The sequence below is a fragment of the Algoriphagus mannitolivorans DSM 15301 genome (genome assembly GCF_000429425.1).
GTDB classification, from domain to species: Bacteria; Bacteroidota; Bacteroidia; order Cytophagales; family Cyclobacteriaceae; genus Algoriphagus; species Algoriphagus mannitolivorans.
Genome location: NZ_AUBV01000005.1, coordinates 321,585 through 337,463 on the forward strand (window position 1 = coordinate 321,585; position 15,879 = coordinate 337,463).

Below are 15,879 nucleotides of genomic sequence, written 5' to 3' on the forward strand. Positions count from 1 at the left end.
TTAAATTCAAAGAAGGAATTCGGTGGGCTTGATGAAATTGAATTATTTTGGTGATGTGAAAAAATTTATACTGAGACTTTTATCGGCAGCTTTTTACATTTTTCTACTCCTTGGTTCTGGGAATGAGGCAGTAGGTCAAACGCTTACCCCAAAGTATTCCAATGAGTTTTTGAGTATTGGCGTAGGTGCACGGGCCCTGGGAATGGGAGGTGCACAGGTGGCTGCAGTCCGGGATGTGACGGCTTCCTACTGGAATCCTGCGGCCTTGACGGGAATTCGCCACAAGTATGAATTTTCCTTGATGCATGCTGAATATTTCGCAGGCATTGCTCAATATGACTATCTGGGTTTTTCTACCCCACTTGGGGATCAAAACCAACTCGCCGCTTCTCTTATTCGATTCGGAGTGGATGATATTCCCGATACACGTTTCCTTTACGATGCCAATGGGGCCTTGAATTACGATAATATCCAGTTTTTCAATGCCGCCGATTATGCGCTACTGCTCAGCTTTGCCCGGGATTTTTCGGATAAATTAAAAGTAGGAGCCAATGCCAAAGTCATCCATAGGAATGTAGGTAAATTCGCTCAGGCTTGGGGATTTGGGTTAGATCTAGGAGCGATGTACATCCAAAAGAAATGGACATTTGGCCTGATGCTGAGAGATATTACGACTACCTACAATGCCTGGTCGCATGATGCGGAGCAAGTGAGAGACATCTACTCCCAAACCAATAATGAAATCCCGTTAAATTCAGTTGAAATCACTCTTCCAAAAGCCATTGCGGGACTTGCCTACACTTGGAATGTCAGTTCCTCCTTTAGTTTGTTGACGGCCCTGGATCTGGAAACTACCTTTGATGGACCCAGAAATACGTTGATCTCCGGTTCTATGGCTAGCATCGATCCAAGATTCGGCTTGGAGTTGGGGTATAAGCAATTGGCCTATCTTCGAGGTGGAGTGAGCAATTTTCAGTACATCAAAGATTTTCAAGGCAATGAGTCGATCAGCTATTTGCCAAGTTTGGGATTGGGAGTTTCCCTAAATGAAAAATTCCAATTGGACTATGCGCTCTCTGATTTAGGTGATGTCTCTGAGAGTCCCTATTCTCACATTTTCAGCATCAAAGTAAGATTGGAAAGATTAAAAGAAGAGGATAAAAAATTTAAGGCTTGGGAATGAAAAGACAACTGACCTCGATATTGTCCCTCCTGCTTTTCTTAATGGCTTTGGTGTCCAAGGCTCAGGATCCGATTTGGTATGATTATTCACTTACCTACTACAAGATTCCTACGGCCCAAGACGGGATTTATCGAATCAGTCCAGAGGTTTTGACCGCCTCAGGACTCAATTCAAATACGATTGACCCAAGATTTATCCGTGTTTTTCATCGGGGAAAAGAAGTGGCCATTCATATCCCCGGACAGGACGACGGCAAGTTGGACGCTGGTGATTTGATTTATTTTTTGGGAAAAAGAAATGATGCTGAGCTGGATAAGAAGCTTTACACCAAATTTGAAAAAATCCCCAATCCCCACTACAATACCTACACCGATACGACTGCCTTCTTTCTTACGGTTACTCCTGGGACTCCCGGAAAAAGGATGAAAGTTCGCGCTGTTCCGGCGACAAACCTGAGTGCGGCCACAAGTTTTGATACGGAAAGACTTCAGGTTTTTGCAGAAAACTATTCTTTCGGAAGAGCCTATGCTTTTGGATTCCGACTTTCGTCCTACGATTTGGGACAAGGCTGGACAAGTGGTGTCATTACCAAGGGAGCGACACGTGAAATCCTCTTTTCCGGTTTAGGAGCCTTGCCTGCCTCTTGGACTGGTACTTTGGAAATCGGCCTGATGGGTAGGTCTGAAAATGCCCACGCGACCAATATTTCCGCAGGGCCTACTTCCGCTTCCCAAAGAGTTCTCAACACTTCCACTTACTCAGGATTTGAATATCCTCAGCTTAGTTTGACTCTGAATAGGTCAGATTTCAATGCTGATGGATCCCTGAGAGTTCGGGTCACTGCCAATGGACCGGAGGCCACGGATAATATTTCAATTGCCTACGCGAAAATCACTTATCGCAGAAATGTCCCCTCAGGCGATGTTAATTCAGAATTGATGATTTTCCCTGTCGGAAATCAACAAGTAAGCCTCACACAATCCCAGAAAGACTACCTGGCGATTGATGGGGAAGATTTTTTCAATGCCGAATGGGTTCCGGTCACCCGAGTGAGCACTACCTCCAGATTTCTAGCCAGTGTTCCAGAGAAAATCAGTAAAATCCGGGTTCAAACTTCCGAAACGGTACAGGTTGTAGGGACTCTGAGTAAAGTCAAGTTCAGAAATTACCTTGCCCAGCCAGCCAACTTCATTTTAGTCGGGCATGGGGAAATGGAAAAACCCAGCCGACAATATCCCAATCCCTTGGCGGCTTATGCCTCTCATCGTGCTTCTCCGGCCGGAGGTGGATTTGATACCCTGACGGTGAAGATGGAGAATCTTTACGACCAGTTTGCCTATGGAGAAAAATCCTCGGTCGCCTTGTATGAGTTTTTGAGAGCGTATTATCCGGTTCACAAGCCGACCCACCTGCTTTTGGGAGCTCGGTCTTTGGCGATTTTTTCACAGGGAAGGATAAACAACCAAACGGTATTTTACCGAACCGGGCCTGCCGGCTTCTCTTTTCAGGATTTGGTTCCTGTCGGTGGTTTTCCATACGGAGACAATACCTACGTAGTGGGATTGGATTCTGAAAATCCTTTGTATCCGGCTATGGCTGTTGGAAGGATTCCCGCCAAAAACTCCCAGCAACTTGCAGATTACCTGGAGAAGGCCATCGAGAAGGACCTTTTAGGAGTAGCAGAGCCTTGGCAAAAAGAAATTATTCACCTGAGTGGAGGAGTTTCGGAGTTTGAGCTGGAGCGGTATTTTGCATTTTTGAACAGCTTTAAAACCATAGCCGAAGGTCCTTTCCTGGGCGGACAGGTGAAAACCTACCGCAAGAGATCCAATTCCGTGGTAGAAGTCATAGATATCTCCGGAGATCTCAACAAAGGAAAAAGTCTCTTGACCTTTTTCGGACATGGCGCACCAACCGTAATTGATATTGAAATAGGATTTGCCTCAGACCCCACTCTTGGCTATGCTAATAAAGGGAAATATCCCGTGATGCTCTTCAATGGCTGTGATTATGGAGCCGCCTTCAGCACAGTCTATACACAAGGGGAAGACTGGGTCATTACGCCGAACAAAGGTGCCTCCCACGTTTTTGCCAATACTTCTCTAGGGGTGGATGTGTATTTGAGAAGATATTCCGATTTGTTTTATAAAAAGGCTTTTGCGGATAGCAGCCTGATTTATAAGACAGTTGGAGAAGTTAAGAGACTTGCAGAAATAAGCCTTTTGGAAGAATTTGGAACTGACCCCCTCAATTATTCCCACATGGAACAAATGGTTATGTTGGGGGATCCAGCTGCCCGGATGTTCCCTGCCAACAAACCAGATTATTCTTTGAAGGTGGAGGAAGTAAGTCTCAGTACGTTTGATGACAGCCCTCTTTCTGCTATTTCAGACAGTTTAAAGCTGTCTTTTACCTTAAGAAATATTGGAATCACCAATTCGGATTCCATAGAGTATAAGGTTTCTCGCAAACTTCCGGACGGGACAATTATAGACTTTGACCCCATCAAAATCCCTTCTGTATCCCGCTTGGATACGTTGGAATTTTCGGTGCCGAATTTAGACCTTGAAGCTGCCGGGGAAAATACCTTCACCATTTCCGTGAACACGGACCGAAAAGTGGATGAAATGACTTTCCTAAATAATGTGGTCAGTTATAATGTTTTTATTCCTTTAAGCGGAACGATAAATCTCTACCCACTGAATTTTGGAATTGTGAAGGAGAAAGAAATCAAGCTTCTCGCTCAAGTACCGGGTAGGGTTACAGAAAACAGAACGGTGGTCCTCCAAATGGATACCACGGCAAGATTTAATTCCTCCTTCAGAAAAGAAATCCGAATCACCTCCTCAGGGCTTTTGGAATGGCCTGTTAACCTGTCGGCAGGAAACGACTCGACAACTTATTTTTGGAGAACCCGATATCAAGATCCCAAAGCCGGGGAATCCTCTGCATGGACCACCAGCAGCTTTTCCTTTATCCCCAATGGACCTGCAGGCTGGACTCAGCGAGTGGAGGATCAATTGAGACAAAATCAACTGGAAAACCTAGCCTTACCGGAATCCACCCGCACCTGGGAATATATCAAGCAGGTGTCTGATATCAAGGTTTTTACAGTGGGGACAGGCGTGGATACACTGAGTTTCAGAAACACCCAGTTTTACCTGAATCAGATTCCGCAGATCATAGATAACGCCAACAATGCCAATAGCCGGCTTTGTCCAAATGGATCCCTTGGACTAGTTTCTTTAGACCAAAAATCACTTTTGCCATACTTAGCTATTCCTGTTCCGGGATTTGATATTTTGGACTCCAGAGCCTGCGGCCGGGTTCCACAATTGATTCAAAGCATTCAAAATTCCTGGATTACCACTCCTGGAAATACCATCCTTCAGGATTATGTGCGTCAGGTGAAGGAGGGAGATTATGTCATTATTTTCTCTGTCGGGAATGTCAACTTTGATAGTTGGCCAGATCGGGCCTATGAAAGCCTGAAGCAGTTTGGAGCAAGTGAAGCCACTCTTCGGGCCTTGGCATCCGGTGATCCTTACATTCTTTACGGGAGAAAAGGAATGCGCCCAGGTGAAGCCATCGAAATTGTGGGGAATCCAAATTTCCAAGTGCCTCCAAGGCAGCAGACTTTGAGCTTTGATTCGCAGTTGGAGGGGTATATTTCCAAGGGAGTCATCTTGACGCCAAGAATCGGTCCCGCAAGTTCTTGGGAGAGGTTTTTTCAGAATGTGAATTTTCGAACCTGGATCAATGAGGAAGATAAAACCTACTTTGATGTTTTGGGGGTGAGAGAAAATGGGGAGGAAGAATTGCTGGTAGAGAAAGTATTCGAGCCGGAGATGGATTTGAGTTTTATCAATTCCTCGACTTATCCTTTCCTTCGCTTGAGGTACCGAATGGAAGATGAAGCTTCCACGGCACCAGCGCAACTGGATAGGTGGCAGGTTAATTTCGAAGGAGTTCCGGAGGGAGTTTTGGTTCAAAAATCACCCGTCGAACCCATATCCCTTCGGGAAGGGCAAAATGCCAAAGTGGAATTTATTTTCAAGAATGTTTCTATTTACAACTTTCAGGATTCGATTCAGGTCAATTGGACTTTGACCAACTTGAATTCAAAAAAGGTGGAGAATTTAACCCGTAAATTCCCCGCCCTGAAGGCTGGGGAGTCTTTTGAGTTTGCGGTGGAATTCAACAGCATCGGAAAAGCAGGGGCCAATGAGCTGGAGGTTTTTGCAAATCCAAGAATTCAGCAAGAGCAAACCTATCGGAATAACCTGATCAAGCTTGGGACGACTTTCGTAGTGGAAGCAGATAATACCACTTCCCTTTTGGATGTCAATTTTGACGGGATCTACATCATGGATGGGGATTTGGTGTCTCCAAATGTGATGATCACGGCTTTGTTGAAAAATGATCAAACGCTTCTCTATAAGAAGGATACCTTGGGCATGGAGATCTTCTTGAAAAAAGCCTGTGAAGGATGCCAGTTTCAGAAGATTAATTTCTCCAATCCTAACCTGAGCTGGTCACCCGCGTCAGAGAAGGAAGACTTCCGGGTTTCCTTCATTCCTGGGCCTTTGGAAGATGGGATTTATACCTTGAGGATTACTAATGAAGGTTCTGAGCAGCCTTATGAGATATCTTTCGAAGTAGTCAATGAATCCCAAATCAGTAATTTCTACCCTTATCCCAATCCTTTCAGTACTTCTGTAAGGTTTGTGTTTACCTTGACTGGGTCGGAGATTCCAGATGAAATCAAAATTCAGATAATGACCGTGACAGGACGCGTCGTCCGGGAAATTCTTCAGGATGAATTGGGTCCAATCCGAATCGGAAACAATATCACGGAATATGCCTGGGATGGGCGGGATGAATTTGGGGACCAATTGGCCAATGGCGTTTACATCTATCGGGTTTTGATCCGTAAAAACGGACAATTCATGGAGCACAGACCTACAGCCGGAGACAGAGGATTTACCAAAGGCTATGGCAAAATGTATCTCTTGCGCTAGTTTTTTCCCTTTTTCCAGCTCCAATAGATTCCTCCGAAACTAAAAATCAAGAGAAATACCAGAATAGCAAGCTGGGTAGGATGGTTGATGGCTTCCTTGGCCCCTAAAAAGGAATTGGCGATCATGCCCGTGGCAAAGGCGATCAGCGTTCTTGGCAGCATGCCAGGCACTCCATAAAGCAGAACTTTTCGCAGCGGAATATCCAGTGAAGCAAAAATAAAATTGGAAATGGCAAAGGGGATTACCGGGCTGATCCGGACAAAAAAGATCAGGCTTCCGGGACGTTCCATCCGAGTTTCAATTTCATTTTCTAAGTTGGGATTTCGACGAAATAGCACAGGGAGGAAATCAGTGTTCAGTCTTTTTCCCATCCAATAGCCTAGGATATTGGCGAAGATATATCCCAGGATCAGACTGAGAAAGCCCTGCCAGCCCCAAAAGAAGCCTACTGCCAGAGAAGTTAAGGTGGTAGGCAAAAGCGCAAATCCAAGAATTACCGAGATCATCAGCGTAAGTGTCACCTGATCCCAAACCGAATCCAGATGAATAGCTTCTAGCCTGAAATATTGCGAAGCTAAAAGAAGGGAGCCCAGAAAAGGGATTGATGCTACCCATATCCAGCCCACAACTGCCAGTGGATGAGTACCGAAGTACTCACCTAATATTTTGAAAATACTCGGCTTTTTTGTCATCTTTGGCTTGCAAAAATAGGGTATTCACCTCAATATCTTTCCCAAGTTTAAGCGTTGAAAGAATTGACCCTTAATCTATTTCAGATTTGAGATTCGTACATTCTAATTCCAAAATAAACTATCATTCATGAAATTTGGTACCAAAGCCATTCATGCGGGTGTCAGCCCTGATCCTTCTACAGGAGCCATCATGACCCCGATTTTCCAGACTTCCACTTATGTGCAAAAGTCTCCCGGAGATCACCTCGGATACGAGTATAGCCGTACTCACAATCCTACCAGAACCGCCCTTCAAAACAGCTTGGCTGCCTTGGAAAATGGAAAACACGGCATTTGTTTCTCCTCTGGTTTGGGAGCGATTGACGCAGTGGTCAAGCTGTTCAATCCCGGAGATGAAATCATTTCCACCAATGACCTGTATGGTGGAACCTACCGCCTTTTTACTAAAGTGTTTGAGCGGTATGGAATCAAGTTTCACTTCGTTTCCATGGCCGAACCAGCCAATATCGCTGCTTTGGTCAATGAAAAAACCAAAATGGTTTGGGTGGAAACTCCCACCAATCCGATGATGAACATCATCGACATCCAAGCTGTAGCTGAGGTGTGCAAAAAGCACAGCCTGCTACTTGCCGTGGACAATACTTTTGCTTCTCCTTATCTGCAAAATCCATTGGATCTAGGAGCGGATATCGTGATGCACTCCGTGACCAAGTATCTCGGTGGTCACTCAGATGTGGTGATGGGAGCTTTGGTGGTCAATGACGATGAATTAGCATCCCGATTGGTGTTTTTACAAAATGCTTGCGGAGCTACTCCGGGTCCTCAGGATTGCTTCTTGGTTCTGAGAGGAATCAAAACACTTCATCTAAGAATGGAGAGACATTGCCAGAATGGAAAGACTATTGCCGCGTACTTGAGAACTCACCCGAAAGTTGAGAAAGTTTACTGGCCTGGTTTTGAGGATCATCCTAATCATGAGATTGCCAAAAAGCAGATGAGAGATTTCGGAGGAATGATCTCGTTTACGTTGGTTGGGAATAAATTGGAAGATGCCAAAAAGGTGATGGAAAATTTCCACTTGTTTGCTTTGGCGGAGTCCTTGGGCGGAGTGGAGTCTCTTTGCGGACATCCGGCGAGTATGACTCACGCATCCATTCCTAAAGAAGAAAGAGAAAAAGTAGGATTGGTGGATTCTCTAATCAGACTGAGTGTAGGAGTGGAAGATGTGGAAGATCTGAAAAAGGATCTCGCCAATGCACTTTCCAAAATCTGATTAAACCGTAATCTTTTGAAGTAAATCTATAGCCTGTCTCTCGATCTGAGTGGACAGGCTTTTCTTTTCTGCCTTGAGGTCTTTTGCCCAATCCAGGTACTTTTTGGATGGGTTTTCTTTTTGGGCTAAAAATGCCGCCAATGCCTGCAAAGTAAGGTGATTACTGTACCAAGGCTTTAGATTTTCTTTGAGTTGCTGAATTTCCTGATGGATAAGGCTTACGAATATTGGGTTGAAACCCAAATGCACCAGCAGGTTTTCCAACATGATGATTTTTCGAAGGCTTTCAAAAAGCTCAGGGAATGCTTGCGTGGAAAAGGGGATTTTTAGGTCTTTTTGCAAATATTCCAGTTCCTCTTCCACGAGTTGATTGATGGCCGTACGGATCATCAAAGGCTTAATCCCCTTGCTGGATTGATGAGTTTTTTCGAGAAAATCATCCCATGTTTTCAGGGTACTTCCGATGACCAATTCAAAAGCTTCTTTTTGGCCCTTCCGTTTTTGTGAAGAAAGGTAGTCGGAAAAGCTTTCGAGTTGGATTCCCTGAGAATCGACTCGGGAAAGGATGGTTTTTTCTACCAGTTTGAGATGCTGGATGAGACGCAGGGAGCGCTTGAGGGATTTGAAAGGAGAGAAGAGACTTTTGCCGAAATTTTCCTTTTCAAAATGAATCTTGGCAAGCATGTCCACAAATAGCTCCATGAACTCCATTTTTGCCAAAAGCTCCACGGCTTTCTTGGATTTTATCTGTTTGCCAAGCGCTAAAAAGAGTGCTTTGGCCTCATGGTGCTGTTGCTCAAAAATGAGGTAAACCGGAGAAATCTTTGCTTGCATGATCAGGAAATTCTCACCAGCGTAGCGCCATAGCCCCACTGGTCTTTCTGAGTGTCCTGAAAGTACTTAATATTTCCTAATTGACTCAAGCGCTTGTGAATTTCTTTTCTCAGAACCCCATTTCCCAAGCCATGAATAAAAGTGATTTCGTCCATCCCGCTTGCGATGGCTTGGTTGAGCTTACTTTCAAAAGCCTCGAGCTGAATTCTCATTTTCTCCGAATTGCTCAATTTATCCGGTTGGGAGTGAAGCTGCTCGATGTGCAGATCGACTGATTTGGGAGGTCTTTGAGTTGTGATAGGGGCAGGGCTGCTCTGGATTTGTTGGAGTTCCTGATTTAGACTCCGAATGTCCAATTCCTGAGTCGTATGCTCCAAAGCAAAGAGATAAACACTTTTTCCCATGATTGGAGCCTTGCTGAGATGCTTGAAAAACTGGGTGGCTTTCATTTTCATTTTCTTCTCAAATGGTGCCACTTCCTTTTCAAGTTTGTTTTGAATCGGAATAAAGCGAAGCATAAAGGATGGCCACTCACCCATGTCTTTGAGCAGGCGATCATCAAATTTTTTAGCTTCGCCCGGATTCAGGGTTGAAGCAAAAAGGGTTCGGGAATTGGACCCGAAAACTTCAGACACATGGACCAAATAAGGCATTTTGCTGTCATTGATCAGATAAAGACTGAGGTTTTGGTCATTGATCGGAAGAAATGCCAAATAGATTCCTTGGTCCTTCGGTGCTGAAATCGGAGCGGCGGATTCCTCATCTTTGGAAGAACTGGGCTGCTCTCCGAAGTAGTTTTTTTCTGCTTCTGCAATTAATACAACTTCTGATTTTAGAGCCGGGATGATAAAGCCATCTTCGATTTCTACTTCGATTCTGCCTCCTGAAGATACTCTTCGGACAATTCCTTCTTCTCTTCCATGCAGTAATCTGACTTTATCTCCGATATTCATTGGTCTAGTGCTTTTTTGTAGGTATCCAGTGCTCTTTGTCTGGCAAATTTATGATCTACGATGGGTTTTGGGTAATCCTTTGTGCCGAATTCCGGTACCCATTTTTTGATATACTTCAAATCCTTGTCAAACTTCTCGGTTTGAGACTCGGGGTTAAAGACTCTAAAATAGGGCTGAGCATCTGTCCCTGTGCCTGCGGCCCACTGCCAGCCACCATTGTTGGCAGACAAATCAAAGTCCAAAAGCTTTGAGGCAAAGTAGGCCTCTCCCCAGCGCCAATCAATCAGCAGATGCTTAGTTAGGAAGGAAGCTACGATCATCCGAACGCGATTGTGCATATATCCCGTGGCATTCAGTTCCCGCATTCCTGCGTCCACGATGGGATACCCTGTTTTTCCTTCACACCAAGCCTTGAATTCATTCTCATTGTTTCTCCAAGGAATAGCATCATAAGCTGGCTTAAATGCCTTGTCCACAACCGTTGGGTTGTAGGCTAGGATCATTTGATAAAATTCCCTCCAAATCAGCTCATTGAGATAGGTTTCATTCAGTCCGTATGCCTTTAAGGCTAGCTTGCGAATGGAAATAGTGCCAAATCTCAGGTGAATTCCCAGTCTGGAAGTTCCTTTTTCTTTAGCAGGAAAGTTTCGGGTTTTGTCATAATGCTGAATAATATCCTGGTCGGCCACCTTGGAGGGAATCTTGATTTCTGTCGAGCGGAAGCCCAGTTTTTCCAAGGTAAAGTCAGGCAATGGAGCAGTAGAATAGAGGTTTTTCCAATTTGATTCCCCCAATTCCTGAATTTTGGACTGCTTGAATTTCTCCAGCCATACCTTGCTGAAAGGTGTGAAGACTTTGTAAAATTCTCCGGAACCGTTCAGGATTTCTCCGGGCTCGAAAATGAGCTGGTCTTTGAAAGTGAAGAATTCTATGTTTTTGGATTTGAGGAATTTCTCTATTTTCTGATCTCTTTCCTTGGCATATGGTTCATAATCCCGGTTGGTGTAAACGGCCTGAATGTCATATTCCTCTACAAGTTTGGGATAGATTTCCTCAGGCTTTCCGTGCTGTATGAGTAATGAACTCCCACGGTCTTCCAGCTTTTGCTTCAGAGATTGGATCTGATCTAGAATAAACTCAACTCTTGCATCGGCTTTATCCTCTAGTTTGTCGAGAATATTGGTGTCAAAAATGAAGAGGGGGAGGATGTTTTTTTCTTGTTGCAAGGCATAAAAAAGCCCAGTATTATCTTCCAGTCTGAGGTCTCTTCTAAACCAAAATAGCGTGATTTTATCCATTTTCTGTTTTTAATAGGAATCCGGTAATCACCCCGATTGTTTACAAATCGTCTTCTTTTGGGATCATTTTTTCTTGGATGATCGGGGTAATGGGTTCTTTGTCAAAAGGTAATTTTTCCAAATCTATGGGTTTCCAGTCACCGTCCTGCTGATAATCTTGTCGGAGAAAATCATCCGAATCGATTTGGGTCATTCTTGCCGCCTTTCTGCCGGTGATTTTTTTGAAGAGTTCTGCGAAAGAATTGAAGGAGACATTCTGTGTGATAGAAGCCCCATAGGTAAGAAGATTCTGGGAAAGCGATAGTGAAGTGAAGGTGTTGTAATTGTTTCTGTTGAAAATCCGGAGTCGGTAAACCCCGTCCTCGGTCAAGAGATATTCTGCCTGCCAGTCACCGATAATAGAGGCGGCACTGGCATTTCCCTGATTATCCGTAAACCCTCCATCTCGGGACACCCTTAAGCGACCGTCAAGGAAAGTGTAGGCCACACTGAGTTGGAAGTTTTCAAGCGCATTTTCATCCAGAGTAGCTAAATCAATGTTGATTTCCAGGTTTTTATCCACTTGCCCAAGAAAATTGTTGAGTTGGGAAGAAAGTAAATTACTAAGACTGGAGGTGATATTGGATCCACCGGTGAATTGACCTACAGGGGAGAAGGATTTGGTCATAATCACGGAAAATACCTGTCGGTTCATTTCCTGATCATCGGCAGCAACCCTGCTTTGGAAGGCTGATATTGTCGTCTGCACATCCCCGCTGGATGGGAATTCCCCAAAGTCAAAGCTGAAGGAAATATTGGGAGAGAGTAGCTCTCCTTCCAAATTCATGAATACTTTGAGCGGGTATCTTCGTCTCATCTGGCTGTTTTCCTGGCCGGTGGAATTAGTCAAAAGAGGCTGAAGTGATACATCTTCTTCATAAAAGGCCTTGATGCTCATGATTCCCTCATAAGGGTTGCCAAACCAGGTGATTCGGCTACCGGGATCTATGGTAAAGTCTTTCTTTACCACATTATACAAGGAGAAATTGTACTTGCCTTTGGTGATCTCATAATTTCCGGAAAGGGCGAAATTACCTTGGGTATCCACACTCATGGTCAATAGTCCACGCCCACTTCCTTGGATACTTTCTCCGGTTTTTGGATCAATGATGATTTCTATCGAGGCGTCAGGTGTGACATCCATTTCAAAATTCATCCTGATGTTTTCCAAATCCAGCCGGTTTATATCTTCCGAGAGAGCGTTAATTCTTACCGTATCCTGAATATTGATGATTTGAATAAAGTCCTCCTGATATTGTTCATTGCTACTGGTGAGTGGAATAAACAATTTGGTATTTGCATTGGAGGTCACTTTTGCATTGATGTCCAAGTTGCTGGTCGTACCTCGAATCGAAAGACTACCAGTGACAATGGCGGTTCCATAGAAGGATTCGTTATCCCGGGAAGTGGTATTCAAAACCTGGAAATCCGTAAGCCTGGAGGAGATGTCCAGGTAGATATTTTTGAAAGCCTGATGGTTTAAGCCTCCGGTGAAGGTTGCTCTTTTTCCCAATACATCCCGAATGACCAAATCTCTGAAGCTGATTTGGTTAGGCTGGAAGAGAATACTTCCGTCAGCTCTATAGTTAGTTCCTAAATAGTTGACATGAAACTGCGCATCATTCAACCGACCTGTTCCAATGACCTCAGGAGCGTCAGTAGTTCCCCTAATTTGTAAATTTCCGGAGACTGTTCCTCCAAGCTTGGTTATGTATTTGGAAAGGAAAGGCTCAAAAATCACCAAGTTGGAAGCATCCATTCTGGCTTCCATATCCAAGGTTTTGTATTCCAAACCAATGATCCCATTGATATCTATTTTCTTGACCCCATTGAATTCATTGATTAAGGATAAAATCAAATTGGAATCATCTACTTCGACCTTGGCGGCAACTAGGCCAACAGGGAATTGATTGATTTCAGTGTCTTCCACGGTCACATTTCCACTGATCCTGGCCTTTTCCATCAGGTTGGATAGCTGGATATTCCCTTTTCCTATGCCTCCAAATTGGTAGGGAGTGATCGTGTTTAGAATATCAATATTGACTGCTTGGAAGTTGATTTGAAGGATATCTTCAGGATTTGGGCTGATTTTACCCTCTGCTTCCAGGTATTGATTTTCATTGATAACCCGTAGATTGTCAATGGTAATTTCCCCATTGGAAAGGGTAACCAAGTTTTGAGGGTCAAATTGCCATAGTCTATCCAGAACCTGAAGTTCAGAGGGTTTAAACTTTAAGGTTGTCGCAACAGCAGAAAATCCTGCTTCTGCATTGATCCGTGCTTTACTTTGTGTGGAGTCTTGGTCTAGGCTTAGTCTGAGATCCAAAAGATCCTGATTCCAAATGGCCTCAAAGCCCAAATTGGTGAAATTCACCTGGTTCTTGACACTTTGCTCTTTGGAGTAGATATAAAAGGAGGCCAAAATATCCTCGCTATTGATGATTTTGGAGGTATTGAAGTCAATGTTGATCGCACGGGCAAAATTGTCCTGATAGGTCAGTTGATCTATGCTGGTGAAAAAGTTAAATACCGTGTTTTCTGGAGTTTGGTAGAAAGCACCTTCCAAAACAGTGTTTTTGGAAATGGTGAAATCTGGTGCGAAAAGCTGGACAATCGGATTGATATCCACCATCTTCACATTCAGGTCAAGGCTGTAGCTTTCAGAGAAATTCCTTTCCAAATCTGCAACTGGCGGGGCTTCGTTCAGCAGAATGGCCAAGTATTGGGAGCCTAAAACCTGCAAATCGCTAAACATTTGTTCCAGATTAAATTGCCCTGAAGCCGCTGCGACTATGTAATCCGAGTTTAAAGAAAGCGTTCGGGTACCTCCGGCGAATAAGGACTGGAAATAGGCTCCACCCAATTCCAAAAATCGGTCTTCATAGCCAAGGTTTACATCGTTGAACCGGATGATTCCTTGGATATCATCAATCTTTCTGCCCTTGGTGTTGATGTCCAGCCTTCCTGAAATAAATGCCGGCTTTTCAGTCAGGTTTATTCGGTCCAAAAAGGCAGTATCTAGATTTGCTACCAACTGAACGGAATCGATGGATTCCTTGAGGTTCATGTAACCTTGAATCTGGGCTTTCAGATTTGGGTCATTGATGGTCAGATTTCCTCTGAAAAGATCCAGTCCGTAAGTTGCGTCTGTGCGAATTTGAGAGTAGGTATATCCATTGATTCCAAGCTGGCTGATCTTGGCGTCCAGATCCAATAGCATGTCCTCTAGCGTGCTCCCCGTGAGATTCACTCTTCCTTCCAAGCTGATTTTTTGAAGCAATTCTGAATCATCAGCCAAGACTCCCAAGTCCAAGTTCTGGACTTTTACATTAGAGACTAGGGATGGCTTCCCTTTGACTTGGTCAAAATTTACTCTTCCCTCTAAATTTCCGATACCAGTTTTAAAACTACCATTGGTGGTAAAACGAGTCGGTAATCCGGCAAAGTCCGCATCCAATCGGATCAACTTGAATTTATTGAGGGTGGCTTGAAGCTCTTTGGGTAGGTAAGGGGCTAAATCCCTGGCGGAGATGACAGAGTTTTTGAGAGAGATATTCATGTAAGTCTTCTCAAAATCAGGGAGACCATCCAAGTAGAAAGATCCAAAAAGGGCGGTTTTCTTGCCGATCCGAATTAGGAATTCCTCCGATTTGAGGTCGGAAACAGTTCCAATAATTTCTCCGCTGAGATAGACTTCATCCTCGATCTGAGGAATGGCCGAGACCAGAATGTTCAGATCACTGACATTGATCTTGGTTTCCTCCATTCTTGCCGTAATTTTTACCTGATCCAAGAATTGACCAAATCCTTTGGGGCCAATAAGATCAAATCTGAGGTATTCTTTGATATGACTACGATCTGTCCTGAGGCTTAGCCTATCCAATTCCAGAAATTTTGGATCGTATGTCAAAAGGGTTTTCAGTTCCCTTATCTGAAGACCAGAGTTTAACTCAACTCCTGAGAGCATTTTCAGGTCAATTCCTATTTGCGAACCTTCAATTCGGAAATTTGTGGCATTTCCACTCAGTTCGGCAAATCTAAGACGGTTATAATCCATCCCAGCGCTGATAGGCTCAGTATTGAAGTTGATGAGTGAAAATTCTGACTGCCGGAGTTCAACTGCAGAAATGTAGAATTTGGTTTTTGTGGTGCTGCTGCTTTTTGCGCCCAAAAGTTCATTGATCTCTACCACCCAGCGGTTGATATTCATACTGCTGTCCCCTGAATGAGTCAGGAGCTGAACCTTGGCTTTTTCAAGTCTGATGAAGTCGATTGTGGGGTCGCCGGGAGGGATTAGAGAGAGCAGTGCAAAGTCAACGTGCGCACGATCAGCCCCGATCATCAAGCTGTCCTTCTCATCCCGGATGCTGAGCTGATTCAGTTCCAAGGCATCCCACCAATTCAGCTTAATTTCTCCGATTTCGGTGGTGAAAGAGGAGTTTTTATTCAAATACCCGGTTACTTTGTCGATGACCCAGTTTTGAACGGTAGTAATTTGTAGCGCTAAGGCAAGAGTGATAAACAGCAAAAGCGTAGAAAAAATCAACCATGCCAGCACTCGTAGAGCTTTGTATAAAAAATCCGTA

Annotated in this window: 8 protein-coding genes; 3 read left to right on the plus strand and 5 right to left on the minus strand. The window is 44.1% G+C overall.

Annotated elements, in window-relative coordinates; genetic code table 11:
* The first annotated feature begins 55 nt into the window (after nucleotides 1-55).
* The gene (locus G458_RS0106290; protein ID WP_407636948.1) at nucleotides 56-1,183 is read left to right on the plus strand and encodes a putative type IX sorting system protein PorV2; all 1,128 of its coding nucleotides are present in this window, start codon (nucleotides 56-58) and stop codon (nucleotides 1,181-1,183) included.
* The gene (gene porU2 / locus G458_RS0106295; protein WP_026951154.1) at nucleotides 1,180-6,204 is read left to right on the plus strand and encodes a putative type IX secretion system sortase PorU2; all 5,025 of its coding nucleotides are present in this window, start codon (nucleotides 1,180-1,182) and stop codon (nucleotides 6,202-6,204) included. The genes G458_RS0106290 and porU2 overlap by 4 nt, the downstream gene beginning before the upstream one ends.
* On the opposite strand, the gene G458_RS21360 is transcribed toward porU2, so the two are convergent.
* On the minus strand, nucleotides 6,201-6,896 hold the full coding sequence (locus tag G458_RS21360) for a TVP38/TMEM64 family protein (RefSeq protein WP_051287070.1): 696 nt from the start codon (nucleotides 6,894-6,896) through the stop codon (nucleotides 6,201-6,203). The two genes, porU2 and G458_RS21360, sit on opposite strands and share 4 nt — an antisense overlap.
* A gap of 127 nt (nucleotides 6,897-7,023) precedes the next feature.
* Between G458_RS21360 and G458_RS0106305 the strand changes: the two genes are divergently transcribed.
* Complete coding sequence (locus G458_RS0106305; RefSeq protein WP_026951155.1) at nucleotides 7,024-8,169, plus strand: cystathionine gamma-synthase; 1,146 nt, start codon at nucleotides 7,024-7,026, stop codon at nucleotides 8,167-8,169.
* Here G458_RS0106305 and G458_RS0106310 read toward each other — a convergent pair whose 3' ends face one another.
* From G458_RS0106310 to G458_RS0106325, 4 genes are read right to left on the minus strand one after another with little or no spacing between them, the layout of a single operon-like run.
* Entirely contained in the window at nucleotides 8,170-9,003 is an 834-nt protein-coding gene (locus G458_RS0106310) for a hypothetical protein (RefSeq protein WP_026951156.1), read from the minus strand. It abuts the gene before it with no gap.
* A gap of 2 nt (nucleotides 9,004-9,005) precedes the next feature.
* Nucleotides 9,006-9,956 (minus strand): Smr/MutS family protein, encoded by a 951-nt coding sequence (locus tag G458_RS0106315; RefSeq protein ID WP_026951157.1) that lies wholly within the window; start codon nucleotides 9,954-9,956, stop codon nucleotides 9,006-9,008.
* Entirely contained in the window at nucleotides 9,953-11,254 is a 1,302-nt protein-coding gene (locus tag G458_RS0106320; RefSeq protein WP_026951158.1) for a cryptochrome/photolyase family protein, read from the minus strand. Before G458_RS0106320 ends, G458_RS0106315 begins: the two co-directional genes overlap by 4 nt.
* Before the next feature lie 40 nt (nucleotides 11,255-11,294).
* Nucleotides 11,295-15,851: a translocation/assembly module TamB domain-containing protein gene (locus G458_RS0106325; RefSeq protein ID WP_157359716.1), complete on the minus strand. Its 4,557-nt coding sequence runs from the start codon at nucleotides 15,849-15,851 to the stop codon at nucleotides 11,295-11,297.
* Nucleotides 15,852-15,879 lie beyond the last annotated feature (28 nt).